The organism is Brevibacillus fortis (assembly GCF_046196545.1).
Classification (GTDB): Bacteria; Bacillota; Bacilli; order Brevibacillales; family Brevibacillaceae; genus Brevibacillus; species Brevibacillus fortis_A.
In genome coordinates this window covers 4677334-4695327 of record NZ_CP176370.1, presented here as the reverse complement: position 1 = coordinate 4695327, position 17994 = coordinate 4677334, and the positions used below count along the sequence as shown (strand labels likewise).

The 17994-nt window shown below is 48.4% G+C and carries 15 protein-coding genes and 1 pseudogene; 14 read left to right on the top strand and 2 right to left on the bottom strand.

What is annotated here, in order from left to right; all coding sequences use genetic code 11:
- Positions 1-17 precede the first annotated feature (17 nt).
- The 12 genes and pseudogenes from ACKKE8_RS23190 (at position 18) to ACKKE8_RS23135 (ending at position 12396) form a co-directional block, all read left to right on the top strand.
- Positions 18-416 carry a hypothetical protein gene (locus ACKKE8_RS23190; RefSeq protein ID WP_409175090.1) on the top strand — a complete coding sequence of 133 codons (399 nt, stop codon included), beginning with the start codon at positions 18-20 and terminating at the stop codon, positions 414-416.
- The gene (locus tag ACKKE8_RS23185; protein WP_015892550.1) at positions 413-619 is read left to right on the top strand and encodes a YqgQ family protein; all 207 of its coding nucleotides are present in this window, start codon (positions 413-415) and stop codon (positions 617-619) included. The genes ACKKE8_RS23190 and ACKKE8_RS23185 overlap by 4 nt, the downstream gene beginning before the upstream one ends.
- Positions 620-868: 249 nt before the next feature.
- Positions 869-1288 (top strand): annotated as a pseudogene (locus ACKKE8_RS23180) (DUF4280 domain-containing protein); the annotation flags it as partial.
- Positions 1289-2153: 865 nt separating this feature from the next.
- Positions 2154-2549 (top strand): hypothetical protein, encoded by a 396-nt coding sequence (locus tag ACKKE8_RS23175; RefSeq protein ID WP_409175089.1) that lies wholly within the window; start codon positions 2154-2156, stop codon positions 2547-2549.
- Positions 2550-2817: 268 nt separating this feature from the next.
- Positions 2818-3405 carry a DedA family protein gene (locus tag ACKKE8_RS23170; protein WP_409175088.1) on the top strand — a complete coding sequence of 196 codons (588 nt, stop codon included), beginning with the start codon at positions 2818-2820 and terminating at the stop codon, positions 3403-3405.
- A gap of 213 nt (positions 3406-3618) precedes the next feature.
- Positions 3619-5661 (top strand): methyl-accepting chemotaxis protein, encoded by a 2043-nt coding sequence (locus tag ACKKE8_RS23165; RefSeq protein WP_409175087.1) that lies wholly within the window; start codon positions 3619-3621, stop codon positions 5659-5661.
- A 162-nt stretch (positions 5662-5823) separates the two neighbouring features.
- Entirely contained in the window at positions 5824-7239 is a 1416-nt protein-coding gene (locus ACKKE8_RS23160; protein WP_409175086.1) for an NAD(P)/FAD-dependent oxidoreductase, read from the top strand.
- Positions 7236-8075, top strand: a complete 840-nt coding sequence (locus tag ACKKE8_RS23155; RefSeq protein ID WP_409175085.1) for an NAD(P)/FAD-dependent oxidoreductase — start codon at positions 7236-7238, stop codon at positions 8073-8075. The genes ACKKE8_RS23160 and ACKKE8_RS23155 overlap by 4 nt, the downstream gene beginning before the upstream one ends.
- A 27-nt stretch (positions 8076-8102) precedes the next feature.
- On the top strand, positions 8103-8567 hold the full coding sequence (locus tag ACKKE8_RS23150; protein WP_409175084.1) for a CoxG family protein: 465 nt from the start codon (positions 8103-8105) through the stop codon (positions 8565-8567).
- Positions 8568-8586: 19 nt separating this feature from the next.
- Positions 8587-9357, top strand: coding sequence for a DeoR/GlpR family DNA-binding transcription regulator (locus tag ACKKE8_RS23145; RefSeq protein WP_409175083.1), 771 nt, complete (start codon positions 8587-8589; stop codon positions 9355-9357).
- Positions 9358-9381: 24 nt separating this feature from the next.
- Positions 9382-10851 (top strand): amino acid permease, encoded by a 1470-nt coding sequence (locus ACKKE8_RS23140; protein ID WP_409175082.1) that lies wholly within the window; start codon positions 9382-9384, stop codon positions 10849-10851.
- A gap of 24 nt (positions 10852-10875) precedes the next feature.
- A complete protein-coding gene (locus tag ACKKE8_RS23135; RefSeq protein WP_409175081.1) occupies positions 10876-12396 on the top strand; it encodes an FGGY family carbohydrate kinase in 1521 nt (506 codons plus the stop codon).
- 61 nt (positions 12397-12457) lie between these two features.
- Here the strand turns inward: ACKKE8_RS23135 and ACKKE8_RS23130 are convergent, their stop codons facing one another.
- Positions 12458-12916: an NUDIX hydrolase gene (locus tag ACKKE8_RS23130; RefSeq protein WP_409175080.1), complete on the bottom strand. Its 459-nt coding sequence runs from the start codon at positions 12914-12916 to the stop codon at positions 12458-12460.
- Positions 12917-12928: 12 nt separating this feature from the next.
- Positions 12929-13087 (bottom strand): hypothetical protein, encoded by a 159-nt coding sequence (locus tag ACKKE8_RS23125; RefSeq protein WP_409175079.1) that lies wholly within the window; start codon positions 13085-13087, stop codon positions 12929-12931.
- A 129-nt stretch (positions 13088-13216) separates the two neighbouring features.
- Here ACKKE8_RS23125 and tkt point away from each other — a divergent pair, with 129 nt between their 5' ends.
- Together tkt and ACKKE8_RS23115 are read left to right on the top strand one after the other, a co-directional pair.
- Positions 13217-15223 carry a transketolase gene (tkt, locus tag ACKKE8_RS23120; protein ID WP_409175078.1) on the top strand — a complete coding sequence of 669 codons (2007 nt, stop codon included), beginning with the start codon at positions 13217-13219 and terminating at the stop codon, positions 15221-15223.
- 169 nt (positions 15224-15392) lie between these two features.
- Positions 15393-17909 (top strand): PBP1A family penicillin-binding protein, encoded by a 2517-nt coding sequence (locus ACKKE8_RS23115; protein WP_409175077.1) that lies wholly within the window; start codon positions 15393-15395, stop codon positions 17907-17909.
- The last annotated feature ends 85 nt before the right edge of the window (positions 17910-17994 follow it).

The window sequence follows — 17994 nt, the reverse complement described above, 5'->3', positions numbered from 1 at the left end:
CATGAGGTGTTTGTTACATGTCTACTGCGATGCTTTACTACCTGGCCTGGCATGAAGATGATTGGCTGGATGAAGTGCTCGATCGTTTTCCTGAGATCAATGCCATTGTGCCTTCGGTCAAAACGTCTGAGTTACTGGCTAAACAAAGAGAGTCCGGAGAAGTTGAGCGAGCTGTCCTCGTTCTGAATGCGGCTGTCGAACAGGAGAGATGCAAGGAGTTTTTACGCTTGTGTCAAGAACACCCGCAGCTGTCCGCGGACCCTTTGTATATCGTCGGATTGAAACCGGAAGAGGAGGAGGCGTGGCAAGAAGCGTATCCACACGCGAAGATCATCGTCATTACCGGCTTTGCTGTCGAGTTTGATTACGATGCCGTCCTCGCAAGGATGGAAATCGATCTGGAGGGAGCTCATTGAAAATAAACCCGAATGAATTCGATTTGAAGGCGTTTCTGCACCGTTTCGGATTGGTTATTTATACAGGTGATCCTGAAGGGGATTTGCTGTTGATAGAAGATGAAATTCGGGAGCTATATGAGCTGAATGTCATTGACAAGGAAGAGTTCATTGAAGCCATGTCAGCGTTGCGTAGCAAGCGTAAGGCTGAGGGAAGAGAATAGAATAAAGAGTAAAAACGTGTTTGCCAAGCCGTGTGTATGCGGTAGTTGGTAAACACGTTTTTTTGTGGTCGATACCCTATAGTGGAATGTAATTTCGCAACTTTATACCTATTTTTTATGATCAGTCCAGTATCTGATACCTAGCATATGGGTATTATTTCCTTTTTATATAGAATGGATATTGGTCTTCATCTATTAGCATGAGCATCTTCCATCTGTATAGGAACCTTACAGAGAGGAGGAGACTGTATGCCCAATATTGAAGGTATCTCCGTCCAACAATCGAATGCGGAACGCAAGAGCTATGTGGTTGTTGGTGCCATTTTATCATGCAGCAGCGGAAGTCAGTTAAGTCGGCTGAAAATGCCGTTCAGTCATGGTGTTTTTGTAAAAGGGAAGCCGCAAATGAACATCATGGACTTCGTTCCTAACGTCAATATCATGCCATTTGGTAAGTGCAGCAACTTGAAGAATCCCACCGTTGCCTCTGCCACTTTAGCTAATAATGGTGTGCTGACACAGATGCCTTGCATACCTGTGATGACCATGCCATGGATCGATGGCAAAGCGGACAAAATGGTCGGCGGACACCCCGCATTGCTGAACAAATCCACGAATATGTGTTTCCATTGTGGACTGATCAAGATTGAGGACGATGGGCAGGATTTGGGTGGTGTAACGATAGGGAATCAGTCGTCAACAAACAGTGGGCCTTCAGATGCCAGTTTTGGACAAGGACCCGCTTGCGAGAAGCCACAGCAAAAGCCGACCATGTGGGACAACTTCGTCAAAGGAATATCAAAGCTGGGAGATGTTCCTGCTGCAATGCAAAAAGCGGCAAGTGAGCTGCCAGGAGCTTTGGAGAAAGCCGCAAATGATTTGCCAAAAGGTTTGCAAAAGGCGGCAGAGGATTTACCTAAGGGTGTAAATCTGTTTGTGCAAGAAAGCTATGTTAAGCCGATACAGGAAGACTTGGATACGTTGCGGGATGATCAGCTAAACCTCGCTGATGCAGATGCAGTCGGTGGGATTGTTTTTGCGGCACTTACGGTGGGAAGAAGTAAAAATGCTGAGGATTTATGGGATGGGTTAGCGAATGTAAATAAGAGGAAGGTTGATATTAATAAGAATACTAAATTTTCCGAGATGGGTGAAGAGCAACAACTTAATATAGCAAAAGAGTATAGAAAGAGTGCACCAATTGAAATACCTGAAAATGCAAATATGAAAGCAAAGTCAATGAACGATGGCTACGAACAAATAACTTACAAGTGGAATGACGGGACCTATAAGTATGAAGTCAGGTGGCATACAAGAACCTCTGGAGCGCCTGTTGATCAAGGAAACACCTGGGTAATTCAAAGAACTATTCCTGGTAGTGGAGGACAAAAACCAAAGTCATTTTATAAAATTGGAGAAAATGAATGGGTGGAAGGGTACAAATGGTATGAAGCAATAGCTGCTAGAAAAGCGGGAACCGCTACACCTGAACAAGTAAGAATATTAGATCAAGGTCATTGGAAGGAGTAAGGTTATGAAATCAGAAGCGATAAATGATTTATATTATATTGGATTTGAAGGAGAGCCTGAGATAATCTTTATGTATGAAAAATCAAATGAAGTGCAAGTGCTCAAACTTTGGAATGGCTATTTTGAATCATTGCTAGATTGCTTGGTTCAACAGGCTCCCGTTCAAGATGGAATTTTACATGAATATTACGTTCATGAAGGATGGTATGAAGAAAGCCCTTGGGAAATCAAAAATGTTGAAAAAGCAGTACAATTGTTTAAATCATTTGATGTTAAGAAAGTTACAGAAAATGAGTCAAGTAATATTATTCCAGTGCTCCCGGCTATTACAATGGATATTATTAGCTTTTTAGAGCAAGCAATTCAAAGTGGAAATAGAGTGTTTATTGTGTACGAATAAGTGAATTTCTATCATTTTGTGTAGACCAGTTTTCCAATTTTAATAACAAAGATCGTACAATAAAATCCAAACCAAACAAAAAACTTGATAGCCAAGCATAATTCACTTTCAAAGCTCATTCCACTTTGAACACAAAGGAGGAATGAGCTTTTTTGCGCACTTCGTAAGAAATTCTTCAGAAATACTTATCCTTTTCTTAAGGATTTCTGTCTTCTTTTGAAAGGTTTACCCGTTAGGATAGAGTGCAGAGAGAAAGGAGGCGGCACAGGTGGAGTTTACAGGGTATTACGAGCTATTCTGGGAGATGGTTACAGGCATGCTGGGAAAATTCATTCCTGATGAGATTACGGTCATGACCGTGGGGGCGCAGATTGCCAATACAGGAGCGGACTTTTTTACAGCATTTGCCGTTATATACCCCGTTTTTTTCATTGTTTCTTGCGCGGGGTACTTACTGGGAGTGAAGGCATTTGGCTGGATGGCCCGGAATCTGGGCTTGCGTGGTGATTTCTTGTCGGCATTGCGCGGATCAATGGGCTGTCTGCTTGCTTTTGGTATCTTTCTTCCAATTATTCGTCATATCGTGCCTATCCTCGCCGGTGCCAGCCGAATGCCGTTTCGGCAGTTCCTCCTATTCTTTTTGCCGAGCAGTATCGTTTGGACCTTGCATTACTTTATGGCAGGCTATTGGTTCTCCGATCAACTGGAAATATTGGTTGCGGGCGTTTACCAATATAGCAAAATTACACTGACGATCGTTTGTTTCGCAGGGTTTTCGTTCCTCATGATTCGCCAGTTTCAGCGTCTTGGTGGAATGAAAGAACCTCGAACGAATAAGCAACCACCTGTTTCGTAATCGATACGAATTCCTAGAGTACGGCGTCTACTATCCACGAACTTTTCGGATGGCAGGCGCCTTTTTGTTATGTGGATTTATTTTTGTTATGTTCTGGCATTTTTAAAAGTTCGCGAAAAAGAAGTTTACATTTGGTAATAGTGGGGTAGATTACCAAATGTCGTCGTGTCATGAATTTCCATTTTTTCAATTTGTGTGATTGGGGGCTTTTGCATGAGGAGCATAAAAAATGTGCTGGTAACCATTTTGGCTGCCATCACCATCGGTATTTTTATTCTTCAGCTAGTGTTTGGTTTTCTCCAGTTTGAGCAAATTATCTCGAATGAAGTAGAAGCAAAGCTACAAATGCAGGTAGCGAAAGAGGCAGCTTATCTGAATGGTATGCTGGACAAGACAGGCAAGCTCTCGGAAACACTCACTTATTCTGTCTCACATGGCTCCAAGGAAACAATCAAGCATATCGAAGGGACGCTGGTCGATGTCGTAGCGTCTGAGCCTTTGATTGTGGGCGGTGGATTTTGGATGGAGCCATACAGCTTCGACAGCTCGCAAAAGCTGTACGGCAGGTACGCTATCCGCAATAACGACAAAGTAGAGCTCGATCCGGCTTACAGCGACGGCAGCTATGATTATCTTGCGCAGGATTGGTACAAGGCGGGGATGGTTGACAAACCATATGTGTGGACTGAGCCGTATACCGACCCGATTTCCAAAGTTCCTATGGTTACAGCGATTGCGCCCATTAAAGTGGGAGGAAAAATCAGCGGTACGACGACATTGGATATCGGGCTTACGGAGCTTAACAAAAGCATCGAAAATCTGAAGGTTGGCGAAACAGGCTACGGCTTTATCGTTTCCAAGTCGGGCATTTACGTTTCCCATCGCGATGCACAAAAGAACTTGGAAGCGAAAATTACGGACGAGTCTGAGACGGGGCTAAAGGACATTGCCCAAAGCATTACCGAAGCAACCGAAACGGGGATGACCCAAGCTACCATAGGTGGTCAAAAGCAATACGTCACCTTTGCTCCAATCGGGGAAACGGGCATGACGCTAGCTACTGTCATGCCCGCAGCAGAGATTAAGGGGCCGATTACCCAATATCTTTACATCAGCCTGATTATTTTTGGTGTCTCCATCAGTATTTTCCTCCTGATCTTGTACTGGTTCATCAATCGACAGGTAGCACGTCCATTGCTGCAGCTGAAAGCAGGCATCGTCAACTTGGTGGAAAAAAAGGATTTAACCCAGACGATCCCAATCCGGCGCAAGGATGAAATTGGCGACGTAGCGACAGCGGTGAATGCATTCATTGAGGATCTGCACGGAATGATGAAAAATATTAGCGGCTATACCGGTCAAGTAGGGACAGTCTCGGAAACCTCCGCAAAGAAGGCTCATGAAGCACGACTTGCCTTTGGTCAGGTGGCCTCGTCGTTCCAAGAGGTAGCAACCGGCACGGAGAATCAACAGCATAGTGCCGAAGAAAGTGCGCGGGCTATGGAAGAGATGGCGATCGGTATTCAGCGGATTGCCGAAGCCTCCTCCACGATGGCCGAATCATCGAAACATATGGCAAATGAAGCGGTGGCAGGCAACCAATCCGTAGAAAAGGTGTCAGGACAGATGGATTCGATCAACCGATCCGTAAGCCATTCTGCCGATGTCGTTCGTTCGTTGGATAGCCGATCAGCAGAAATCTCACAGATCGTGGAAGTAATCGCAAGCATCGCATCCCAGACGAACCTGTTGGCACTCAATGCGGCGATTGAAGCTGCACGTGCAGGTGAACAGGGAAGAGGTTTCGCTGTGGTAGCGGATGAAGTGCGCAAGCTGGCAGAGCAGTCCAACGACTCGGCCAACCAAATTGCCAACCTGATTACCGAAATCCAACGGGAAACAACTTCAGCGGTACAAGCCATGGATGAGGGAACACGCGAGGTTGAAACCGGAATCCAGATCGCCCATGAGACAGGAGAAGCATTCCGCCGGATCATGGATTCTACCCAGGATGTAGCAGATCAGATTCAGGAGATTTCCTCCGTTGCAGAACAAATGTCAGCGGCAACGGAACAGGTGACGGCATCCATATTGCAGTTGTCCTCGATTGCAAAGGAATCTGCCGTAAGTGCATCGAGTGTGGCTGCTTCAACGGAAGAGCAGCGCATCTCGATGAACCAGCTCTCTACATCCGCAGAGCAGCTAAACCAGATGGCAAAGGAATTACAGCAAATGATCAACCGTTTCACACTCTAACCACTGTTTGCAAAAAAATGCAAAATGATGAACTGCTGCTGTCATGCGATGGTAGCAGTTTCGTTCGTTGACAGAAAAATACAAGTCAGAATATAATGAATACGAAATAAAGCAAGCTAAAGCAAAATTTTGCAAACAAAAATCCGAGGTTGGTGGAACAGAATGCATAACCATAAGTACGACGTTGTGGTGATTGGTGGTGGAGTAGTCGGTACAGCCATATTACGCGCCCTTTCGTTTTATCAACTGAAACTGCTTTTAATCGAAAAGCAGCCTGACGTTTGTGAAGGGACAAGCAAGGCGAACAGTGGGATTGTTCATACCGGATTTGATGCAAAGCCAGGCACGGTTGAGGCAGAGTGCCTGCGCCGCTCCCGCAGCTTATGGCCGATGTTAGTTGAGAATCTGAGAATCCCCTACATTCCATGTGGCGCCGTGATGGTAGCGACAAACGAAGAGGAAAAGCAGATAATCGAAACCACCTATGTTCCCAATGCAAAGGCGAATGACGTAGATGTTCACTGGATTTCTGCTGAGGAGATTCTGGAGATGAATCCCGCTGTGACAGCCAAGGTAACAGGCGGATTGGCAGTACCGGGTGAAGCTATCTGCGATCCATTCTGGGCCACCAGAGCCTTCGGAGAGATAGCAGTGCTAAACGGTGCGGAGGTTGTGCTTGGGCAAGGCGTCTCCCGCATCGAGACATTACCGGATGGAGAGGGCTTGCTCCTTACGCTGGAAAATGGTGAAACCGTCACGACCCGCTATGCGGTGAATGCTGCCGGATTATGGTCCGATGAAATTGCCCGGATGGTGGGAGATGAGAGCTTCTCGATTTCACCGCGTAAAGGCCAGTTTATCCTGACCGAAGAGGCGATATCCATCTCTTCGATCATCCTGCCTGTCCCTACGAAAACCTCCAAGGGCGTGTTGGTTTCACCAGTCGTGTTCGGCGGTTTTCTACTTGGGCCAACGGCGGAAGATCAAGAGGACAAATGGGATCGTGCCACCTCACAGATTGGCATGGAATCGGTACTGGCAGGCTGTGAGAAGCTGGTTCCCGACTCTCGGCAGTTTTCCACGATTCGCCAGTTTGCCGGGGTCAGGGCAGTTTGCAGCGAAGGAGATTTTGTCATCCGTCCATCCGCTGTACAGCCACACATGATTCATGCCGCCGGGATTCGTTCCACTGGACTCTCTGCTTCCCCTGGCATAGCAGAGCTGGTAGCGGAAACTCTCCAGAATGCCGGGCTTGAGCTGCAAGCAAACGAACAGGCACAGCATGCCCTGCCGGATCTCTTTTCAGAAGAGCAGGAAACAGGAGAAATCATTTGTCTGTGCCGCTCCATTACCCGGAGTGAGATCGTCAATTCGTTGAAGCGTCCTCTCACCCCGCAGACCATTGATGGAGTGAAGCGACGGACGGGCGCCACCTTAGGAGAATGCCAAGGAAACTGCTGTATTCCCAAAATCATCGATGTTATGGCCGAGACCTATCCTGAACAGACCGGGAAGCAGCCTTTAAAAGGAGTAAGAAACTCTTATCTAGCTGTAACACAAGGAGAGAAGCAGGCATGATGTATGAATTGGTGATCATTGGAGCAGGAATCTCGGGATTGACAGCAGCCCTTTCAGCGTGGGAAGGAGGAGTCACCTCTGTTCTCATGATCGATTACCAGAAGAGAAGAGGTGGCTTCACCTTACCGTATTGGAGCTCTGATGAGTTTGCTCCAGAACGGGAACTTTTGAGAAAAGCCGCGTCGCTTCCCTACGAGATTCACGAACAATCAACTGTCGTCGGTTTTTTCCCTGGGGCAAACGGTCAACTGCACCAGTTGTACGTCCAATCGCCGATGGGCACCTATTCTATTGAGGCAAAAAAGGTACTGATCGCCTCAGGCTCGCTGGAAAAACCGCGTGAGGCGCACAAAATTCCGGGGACACGTCCGGCAGGAGTCATGACGCCGATGATGGCGATGCAGCTGATCGAGCGAGGTCATCAGCCGGGCCGCAAGATTGTGTTGATCGAGAATGGCAAAATCTCTCGTAGTACAGCGACCCTTCTCGAAAAAGAGACGAGCAATTTGGTCAAATATGCTGAGTCAGATTGGGAGCTTACCTCTATCAAGGGATTGTCCCGTGTAGAAGGAGTACAGCTGCGGAATCGGATGACGGATGAGATAAACGAAGTGGCATGCGATACGCTCATTTTTGCAAAAGGTCGGGTGCCCTGCACGTTTTTCTTGAAAGGAACACCAATCGAACGAGATCATCACGATGCGATTATCGTAGATGCCACGGGGAAAACGAATCTGCCAGATATTTATGCAGCGGGGAGTTGTACCTGCCTTGGCGACGATGATCACACCAATTCGATGGAATTGGCGAAAGAAACAGCCAAGCACCTCTTTTAAAGAGATCATCAGAAGGGAGAGTTTACGATGAAGCTATCCGACTCGTTTACCATTCAGGCAAGCAAAGCGGATGTATGGTCCGTCTTTATGGATGTTGAAAAGCTTTCAGGCTGCGTACCAGGCTGCAAAGAAGTAAAAATGAGCAGCCCCACCCGTTATGAAGCCAACATGGAAGTGAAAATACAGTTTATGACGATTCAATTCCGCGTCACGGGGGAATTAAAAGAAGCGGTAGAAGGAGAAGCGCTGCAAGTAGAGATGACCGGACAACCGGTAGCGTTGGCAGGATTGTTCCGCAATCAATTGCACCTTCAGCTAAAAGAGGAACAGCCGGGAACGACAAGGGTAGAATACGAGATGGATATGCAAATGACAGGACGACTGGCATCATTAGGAGATATACTAATGAAGGGGACTGTGAAGAAAAAGGCAGAAGAATTTGCGACCAACGTCCAGACTCTGTTCCAGTCTAGTCAGGAGATTTACAATTAAGAGAAGATGGTGATCATCCATGCTACAAGAAGAAAGACAGCAGCTGATCCTGCAAATGCTACAAGAGAATCAATCCGTTCGTATTGCAGAGCTATGCAGCCGATTAACGGTGACGCGCGAAACAATCAGGCGTGATTTGTATGAAATGGAGCAGCAGGGACTACTCAAGAAGGTGCATGGTGGCGCTATTCTGAATAAAACCAACGTGGAGCCTCCTTATGCCAAGCGGAGTGGATTAAACTTGGCGGAGAAGGAGGCGATTGCGGTCGCCGCCGCTTCCTTGGTGGAGGACGGCGACGCGATCTATATTGATTTGGGCACGACGACACAATTGTTCGCCAAACACCTTTCCCATAAAAAAGGAATTACGGTGATAACCAATGCATTACTGGTGGCATTGGAACTATCTCATCACCCGGATGCGAAGGTGATCATGAGTGGGGGTGAATTGCGCGCAGGGGATCTGGCCATGTCCGGTCCGATCGCCAGGAAAAGCCTTGAGGGCTTGTTTGTTGACAAAGCGTTTATTGGTGTGGGGGGATTGGCAGCAGAAACAGGTTTTACGGATTACCATGTGGGAGAGTCAGACATCAGACAGCTGATGCTTGCAAACGCCAAAGAAACATATGCACTGATTGATCATTCCAAAATAAATGTAACCGCTTTTATGAGGGTGGCAGAGCTATCTGACATCGACGTAGTCATTACAGATGAGGAACTACCCCAATCTCTTGCTGGGCGACTCGCTCAGGAAGGATTGCAAGTCATCGTTGCTAAGACATCCGTGTAAAGCAAATGGTGAGGGAGGCAATCCATGGTGAAACAATCGGTACAAGCAAATGATTCGCAAGATATGCAAACGTATCATTATAAGCAAGAATTGAGACGGACATTAAAACTGTTCAGTTCGTTTGCCGTCGCGTTTTCTTTCATTTCCATTACCACAGGCATTTTTAGCAATTATGGATTTGTGCTTAGTACGGCTGGGCCGGCTGGTATCTGGACCTGGCCGATTGTAACCATTGGGCATTTGATAGTGGCCATTATTTTTGCAGAGCTGGCCGGACGAATTCCATTGAGCGGTTATTCCTATCAATGGGTGACACGTCTTGCCAACCCGGGGCTGGGTTGGTTTGCTGGCTGGATTGCCTTTTGCTTTCTCGTTATCGTGGTTCCAACCGTCGACTATGCGCTGGCGCCCATCATTGCCGAGATGTTTGGCTGGGATACAGGCTCCAAGACGCTGGTCTGGATCGTGATTGGTACGCTGGTCGTACAAGCTCTATTAAACATTTATGGAGTGAAGCTGGCTACTCGCATTAATGATATCGCCGTATACACCGAAGTGATCGGTATGGTTGGGATCGTTGTGGTGCTTGGGGCAGTGGTGATGTACAACGGAGCGAATTGGAGCATGCTGACTGATATTGGTGCGGCTGCGACTCAAGCGGACGGCTCGTACCTAGGTGCTTTTATTATGGCTGCCCTGATGGGCTCCTTTACATTGGTAGGGTTTGAGGCTGCTGCGAATCTTTCTGAGGAGACGATCAATGCGAAGAAAACGGTGCCTCGTGCCATGATTTTATCCGTATTATTGAGTGGTGTGATCGGTTTCTTGCTGTTGATCGTGATTTCTGTTGCCATTACGGATCTGCCAACTGTGCTGGGTGCAGCGAATCCGATTCCGTACATTTTGCAAACAAGTCTTGGCTCTGCTGTATCCAGCTTCTTTCTGGTGCTTTGCCTCATTTCCATCTTCGCGTGCGGCTTGATCATCATGGCTTCCGCTTCCCGACTCATCTATGCGTTGTCACGCGACAATGTATTCTTCGCTTCCTCTATTTTCAAGAAGGTATCACCTCAGACTTCCGTACCAACAAACGCAGTTTTACTCGTTTTAGCGCTAGGCATTCTCGCTGTATTATTCGCAGATTCCTTGACCCTTCTGGTAGGGGCCACCTCGGTTCTGCCTGCCCTTCTCTATCTGACAACGATTGCTGCTTATGCATGGAAACGCAAGGAACTGCCCAAATCGAAGCACTTTGACCTGGGCAAGTGGCGCACACCGCTCACTTTCCTTGCTATCGCATGGTTGATCTTTGAAATTGGCATCTTGACCATTCCGGAAAATTTCCATAGCGTAGCGATCGTGGCAGCTACCTTGCTGGCTGCTGGCGTCATTTTGTATCATCTGCTGTTCCGCAAAGGGATTATGGAGGGCCGTATCGGCATTAAAGACAGAACATTCGGATTTGATGAAGAGAAAGAAGATCATTCAGCCTAGAATAATGAAAAAGGAGTCTGCTGTATGGAGAAGTATTTGCTGTCGATCGATCAGGGAACAACTGGGACCAAGGTGCTGCTGGTAAATCACCATGGACGGGTTGCTGCCGAAAGCTATCAGAAGCACACGCAATATTATCCACAATCAGGATGGGTAGAGCATAACCCGGAGGAGATCTGGGAAAAGGTCTTGATGGGAGTTGCTGACGTGCTGCTCAAGGGACGAATCGAACCTGAGCAGGTGGAAGCGGTAGGCCTAGCCAATCAGGGGGAAACGGTCCTCTTCTGGGATTCGGTCAGCGGAGAGCCGCTTTATCCGGCTGTCGTCTGGTCGTGCCGCCGCTCCGATCAAATCGCCGAGCGTTGGAAGGTGGATGGTGCGTGGGCACAGAAGGTAGCCGAGAAAACCGGACTTTTGATTGACCCGTATTTTTCTGCGACCAAAATCAGATGGATGATGGAGGAAGTGCCTCTGGTGCAAGAAAAGATCCGACAGCAGCAGGCTTATTGCAGCACGCTTGACTCTTGGCTGATCTGGCAGATGACAGGAGGCGCCTCGTATGTAACTGATGCTTCCACCGCTGCCCGAACTCTGTTGTTTGCTCATCGGCAGGCGAATTGGGATGAGGAAATATTGCGGTATTTGGAGATAGAGGAAGACTGGCTGCCGCAGGTTCGTCCAACAGTTGGCTCGTTTGGCAGTACAGATCCGGATAAATTTTGTGGCATTCAAGCACCAATTCTCGTCAGCCAGGTGGATCAACCAGCCGCCCTTTACGGTCATCTCTGCATAGAGCCGGGTATGTCCAAATGCACATACGGCACGGGCTGCTTTGCTTACATGAACGTGGGAAATGAGCCGCCTGCTACGAAAGAGAGCGGACTCTTGACGACGCTTGTCTGGAAACGCGGGGCCAAGCATACTTATGCGCTGGATGGAGCGATTTATGCGGCGGGGTCTGCTATCGAATGGGGCAAGGAGCAGCTTGGGCTGTATCAGGATATAGACGAGCTGCAACGATGGTCGGAGCAGTGGTATGAAGAACTGCACAAGGGAAAAGCCCCAACCAATCTTTTATTTATCCCGGCATTGAATGGGATCGGCACGCCATACTGGAACTCGGAGGCGAGAGGGGTGTTTCTCGGACTCTCCCAGCATACGGACCGACCGCTAATGGCAAAAGCGATGCTGGAAGGGATCGCTCACCGTGTAGCGGATGTGTTTGTCACAATGGAACAGGCGGTCGGACAAAAGATTTCGGTCTTGCGTGTAGATGGCGGCTTGACGGACAATCCGTATTTGATGCAGTTTCAGGCAGACCTGCTGGGTGTTCCGGTTGAGGTGCCCCAGATCAATGAAACAACAGCGATGGGGATTGCGTTTCTACTCGGGGAAGAGTGCGGCTGGTGGTCAGCGAACGATTTGGAAGCGCGAATGAAGGTAGGGCGTCGCTATGAGCCGACACTTGACGAAGCGGTGAGGAAAAGACTGCGTGCGCGTTGGAACAAGGCAGTGCACCTTCTGTTACAAATAAGCGAAGGGTAACGTAAAAAAGCAACCAACTGCCAAAGCGAGCACAATGCTTTTGGCGGATGGTTGCTTTTTATTACTTCTTCAACTCGAATGCAGGCTCCCAGCCAAAGCTGTCAAACCACTGCTTGCGTCTAAAGTTCAAGAGAGCTTGTCTCACATAAGGAATGACGTTCGGGGGTAATTTATCCATGTCCACCCATACGAGCTCATCGCATTTATTCGGCTCAGCATTGATAATTTCTCCGCGCCATTCAGTAGCAGCGACAAAAAAATCGATACGCTCATCATTGGAGCGACGATGCATGACGCCTACCATCTCCAAGCTCGCTGGATCGATGTCAATTCCGCATTCTTCTTTTGCCTCGCGGATCGCAGCGGTCTTCACTTCTTCATTCCCATCCAGATGTCCAGCGGGAACACTGTAACTGCCGTCCTCGTAGCCGGTATTGTAGCGGCGTAATAACAAGACTTGCGCATCCTTCACTAGGAAAAGGTGAACGGCTACCTGCATCGCGAAGCGCTCTTTCTGCATGCGGATTCTCCTCTATTGACGATATTCTTCTGGACGATGATTCTCGGCAGCTTGTCGGCGGCGTTCCAGTCTGTTTTTCTTCAAAATAGGCGAGCTGGTCAAGGCCATGAGCAGCATAATAATTCCAGCAGCACCCAAGACGATCCCGATAGTAAGATACAACCAATTCATTGAAAAAGACCTCCTTCATTTATGCAAAGCGAACATGATTCTAAATGGGAACTATGCTATAATGGCACAGTGTGTTTTTACCCGATAATCGGTAGTTATTTCTAGAAAACGCAGGGAGGATTTTGCGAGATGACTCAGCATACGTCTGTTGATCAGCTATCCATTAATACCATCCGCACGTTGGCGATTGATGCCATCGAGAAGGCGAATTCCGGTCACCCGGGAATGCCGATGGGTGCAGCCCCTATGGCACATGTACTGTGGAGCCGCTTTATGAAAGTAAATCCGAGCAATCCAAAATGGATTGACCGTGACCGTTTTGTCCTCTCAGCAGGACATGGCTCTATGCTATTATACTCGATGTTGCATCTGATGAAATACGATGTTTCATTGGAAGACCTACATAACTTCCGTCAATGGGGAAGCAAAACGCCTGGTCACCCTGAGTTTGGACACACGGCGGGTGTTGACGCGACAACGGGTCCTCTGGGACAAGGGATCGCGATGGCTGTCGGTATGGCGATGGCTGAAAAGCACATGGCAGCTGTTTACAACCGCGACAATTTTGACATCGTTGACCATTACACATACGTAATTTGCGGCGACGGTGACCTGATGGAGGGTGTATCCAGCGAGGCTTCTTCTCTGGCTGCTCACCTGAAACTGGGCAAAATGATCGTGCTCTACGATTCGAACGATATCTCTCTGGATGGCGAGCTTTCCCGTTCCTTCTCTGAAAACGTTGCGGGTCGTTACCAAGCGTATGGCTGGCAATACATTCGCGTAGAAGACGGCAATGATCTGGCTGCTATTGACGCGGCTATCGCAGAAGCGAAAAAAGATTTGGATCGTCCTACCTTGATCGAAGTAAAAACCGTCATTGGATACGGAAGCCCGAACAAAGGCGGCTCCAGCTCTTCTCACGGCGCTCCGCTTGGAAAAGACGAAGTGAAGCTGACAAAAGCAAACTACGAGTGGCACCATGAAAGTGAGTTCCACGTACCACAAGAAGTGAATGATTTCTTTGCAGGCTTGGCTGATGCTGGAGAAAAAGCAGAAGCTGCTTGGCGCGACCTGTTTGCTGCTTACGCAAAAGCGTATCCGGAACTGGCACTGCAATTTACGACTGCACAAGAAGGTCATCTGCCTACTGGTTGGGACAACCATATGCCGACGTATGAAGCTGGCGCGAAGCTGGCGACACGCGTTGCTTCCGGTAATGCGATCAATGCATTGGCAAACAGCGTTCCGTTCTTCCTGGGCGGATCTGCTGACTTGGCACATTCCAACAACACGGTGATTAAAGAAGCAGGCAACTTCCTGCCAGGCTCTTACGATGGCCGCAACATTTGGTTTGGTGTTCGCGAATTCGCGATGGGTGCAGCCCTCAACGGTATGGCTCTCCACGGTGGCGTAAAAGTATACGGCGGTACGTTCTTCGTATTCTCCGACTACGTGCGTCCGGCGATTCGCCTCTCTGCACTGATGAAACAGCCAGTTGTCTACGTATTTACACATGACTCGATCGCAGTTGGTGAAGACGGACCGACGCATGAGCCGATTGAGCAGCTCGCTTCCTTGCGTGCGATGCCAGGCTTGACCATTCTTCGTCCGTCTGATGCAGTAGAAACGAACGAGGCTTGGAAATATGCTGTATCTCGCACAGATGAGCCAGTTGTACTGGTGCTGACTCGTCAAAACCTGCCAGTCCTGCCTGAGACCATTGAGAAAGCGGCAGAAGGCGTGAGCAAAGGTGCGTATGTGCTTGCAGACGCGCCAAGCGGCAACCCGCAGCTCATCTTGTTGGCAACTGGTTCTGAGGTATCCCTCGTGATGCAGGCACGTGAGCAACTCCTCGCGAAAGGTATTGAAACACGCGTTGTTTCCATGCCGAGCTGGAACCTGTTCGAGCGTCAACCGAAAGAGTATCGCGATGCTGTGATTCCACCGGCTGTAAAAGCACGTGTGGCGGTAGAAATGGGCTCTCCAATGGGTTGGGAGCGTTACGCTGGCGATAGCGGTACGGTTATCGCAATCGATCAGTTTGGCGCATCTGCTCCAGGTGAGCGCATCATGAAGGAATACGGCTTCACGGTAGAAAACGTCGTGGCTGAAGCAGAAAAACTGCTAAAATAAATCGTTTACCCTTAGGAAAAGCCTATCTTCTGTTTCAGGAGATAGGCTTTTCCAGTGACAAATAAAGTTCAATATGGAATGATAGACTACGACCCAAAACAGAAACTTTTTTGAAATGGCACCGTCTATATAAGATGTGGGGGAGAGAGAGAAGACCAGGAGGTAAATAATGGCAGCAAAGGCCAAGAAGAAAGTCAGGAAGAAAAAGAACAACTTGCTGATGATTGCCGTATCGTTTGCAATTTTCCTGTTCCTTAGTGTGATCGGGGGCTACTTCGCCCTGTTGTATGCGGGAGATCGGTTGATTGAGCAAAACGTACAAAAGCTACAGGACTTAAAAGCAGAACCAACTGTCATATACGACAAAAACGGGAAAGAGATGACGAGTCTGATTCGTCAGAAAAACCGTATATACAAACCGATTAATGAAATGCCAAAGACTCTGATCGATGCTTTCCTCGCCGTAGAGGATAAGCGCTTTTATGAACACAAAGGCGTCGATATGGTTCGGATCGGTGGCGCCATCGTCAATGACATCAAAAAAGGATCGTTAGCTGAAGGGGGAAGTACCATTACCCAACAGCTGGCTAGAAACGTCTTTCTCACCCTAGACCAAACGTTCTGGCGTAAAACGAAAGAAATGAGTATCGCGATTGGCTTGGAGCGCAGGTATTCCAAGGATCAAATTTTGGAGATGTACTTGAACCGCGTTTATTTGGGAGAAGGGGAATTTGGGGTAGAGGATGCTGCCCAGTATTACTTCGGCAAGTCGGTAAGCCATGAGAAGTTTTCCATTGCGGAAGCAGCGATGCTGGCGGCTATTCCAAAAGCACCGACCACTTATTCACCTTTTAACAATCCAGAAAAAGCGAAACTGCGTCGAGACACCGTTATTCGTCTGATGCATGAACAAGGAATCATTACTGATGAGCAAAAAGAGGCAGCGCAAGCAGAGCCGTTGCCGAAAGAACCGCATGAAGTAGCGGGTGCGAGCTTGAAAAAAGGCTATCGTGCGTTTTTTGATCATATGGTAGAAGAATCCGAAGCCGCGTTCGGTGTGACAGAAGAAGAACTGTACCGCGGAGGCTGGGACATTTACACGACCTTTGATCCGAAAGTACAGGATGCCATGGTAGAGGAATATGCCAATGCCAAAAACTTCCCGAAAGACGGTGCCAAGCGCGGTGTAGAATCATCGATGATTGTCATCGACGCGAAAACGGGCGGAATTGCCGGGATGGTGGGCGGACGCAACTATGCGGCAAAAGGCTTTAACTATGCGACAGACATGAAGCGTCAGCCGGGCTCCAGCTTTAAGCCGATCGCGGTGTTCGCTCCAGCAGTCAATAAAGATATCAACAAATGGAACGCGAATTCGCAACTGAGCAACAAAAGGCAGAGCTTCAATGGCTATGAGCCACGCAACTACAATAACCGTTACACGGAAACGATGAGCATGAACCGGGCGATGATCGACTCAGCGAACATCCCGCCAGTATGGTTATTGAATGAAATCGGCGTACCAGCAAGCTTGGAATACCTCAAGAAAGTCGGCATTGAGCTGACTCCGAACGATCGAAACCTGGCAATTGCCCTCGGGGGCTTGAGTGTAGGTACATCCCCGATGGAAATGGCCCAGGCGTACACACCTTTTGTCAATGGAGGGGTAGTGTCTGAGGCGCATGCGATCACCAAGGTCGAGAACAAGGACGAGGGCGTTTTGCGTGAATATAAACCGCAACAAGCTGAGGCACTGAAGCCGGAAGCAGCTTGGGAGATTCACACCATGCTGGAGAAAGCGGTTCAGGAAGGGACAGGGAAGGCAGCGCGTATCTCTGGCCGCCATGTTGCAGGTAAAACTGGTACGACCCAATCAATAGCAGGCGACAGCAAAGCAAACAAGGATGCTTGGTTCGTCGGATATACACCGGAATACGTCGGTGCCGTTTGGATGGGCTTCGATCCAGAGGATAAACAGCATTTGATGCACCAAGGAAGTAGCATGACGGCGCAAATGTTCTCCAAAGTGTTGGCAACAGCCTTAAAAGGCGTGCCGTCTTCGGACTTCGTTCGACCAGAAGGCGTCGTACAACATAAACAAGAGGAAGTTGAACCGGAAATCCAATTGGCTGCAGACATGACATTGGATAATAACCAATTGAAGGTAGTGCTTAGCTGGATTGGCGGAGCTGATGGTAGTACGTACGATTTGTACCGCATTAGCGAAAACGGCGAAAGACAGCTCATCTCTGCGGGTATGAAGGAAACCTCATTCTTAGATGTGTTGGATAGTCCCAAACAATATCGTTATCAAGTCGTTCCGAGAAATGCGCAAGGTGAGGAAGGGACACCATCAAGAGAAGTCCCAATCGACTCCAAGAAGCTGGAGAATCTGATTAATCAAGATCCAGGTCATAACGAGGAAGGTAACGAACAGGGACAAAATCCAGATGGTACCGAAAATGGCAATGGTGAAATTCCACCTGACCAAGGTACCGGAGGAACTGGTGAGCATACAAATAATGGAGACGGTAGCCAACCGCCAACTTCGGGAACAGGTGAGGTTCCACCTGATATCGAGAATCCAGAACCTAGTCAGACAAATGGTTCCTCCAACGAAATCCAATTACCGCCACCTCCACAAGAAGAGGGGCAGAACCAGTTCCCAGATGCATCAAACGGCTAAAGATTAGCCCAGCAAGAACGATTTAAAACCGATTCGACTATTTGCACAGCTTCTTTCGCGTGGTACAATACCAGTAAATCGGGAG

Coding starts and splice junctions, on each gene's coding strand:
- ACKKE8_RS23130 (WP_409175080.1), bottom strand. CDS start 12,916: ATGCAGAAAGAGCGCTTCGCGATGCAGGTAGCCGTTCACCTTTTCCTA.
- ACKKE8_RS23190 (WP_409175090.1), top strand. CDS start 18: ATGTCTACTGCGATGCTTTACTACCTGGCCTGGCATGAAGATGATTGG.
- ACKKE8_RS23140 (WP_409175082.1), top strand. CDS start 9,382: ATGGTGAAACAATCGGTACAAGCAAATGATTCGCAAGATATGCAAACG.
- ACKKE8_RS23135 (WP_409175081.1), top strand. CDS start 10,876: ATGGAGAAGTATTTGCTGTCGATCGATCAGGGAACAACTGGGACCAAG.
- ACKKE8_RS23125 (WP_409175079.1), bottom strand. CDS start 13,087: ATGAATTGGTTGTATCTTACTATCGGGATCGTCTTGGGTGCTGCTGGA.
- ACKKE8_RS23115 (WP_409175077.1), top strand. CDS start 15,393: ATGGCAGCAAAGGCCAAGAAGAAAGTCAGGAAGAAAAAGAACAACTTG.
- tkt (WP_409175078.1), top strand. CDS start 13,217: ATGACTCAGCATACGTCTGTTGATCAGCTATCCATTAATACCATCCGC.
- ACKKE8_RS23175 (WP_409175089.1), top strand. CDS start 2,154: ATGAAATCAGAAGCGATAAATGATTTATATTATATTGGATTTGAAGGA.
- ACKKE8_RS23145 (WP_409175083.1), top strand. CDS start 8,587: ATGCTACAAGAAGAAAGACAGCAGCTGATCCTGCAAATGCTACAAGAG.
- ACKKE8_RS23150 (WP_409175084.1), top strand. CDS start 8,103: ATGAAGCTATCCGACTCGTTTACCATTCAGGCAAGCAAAGCGGATGTA.
- ACKKE8_RS23160 (WP_409175086.1), top strand. CDS start 5,824: ATGCATAACCATAAGTACGACGTTGTGGTGATTGGTGGTGGAGTAGTC.
- ACKKE8_RS23155 (WP_409175085.1), top strand. CDS start 7,236: ATGATGTATGAATTGGTGATCATTGGAGCAGGAATCTCGGGATTGACA.
- ACKKE8_RS23165 (WP_409175087.1), top strand. CDS start 3,619: ATGAGGAGCATAAAAAATGTGCTGGTAACCATTTTGGCTGCCATCACC.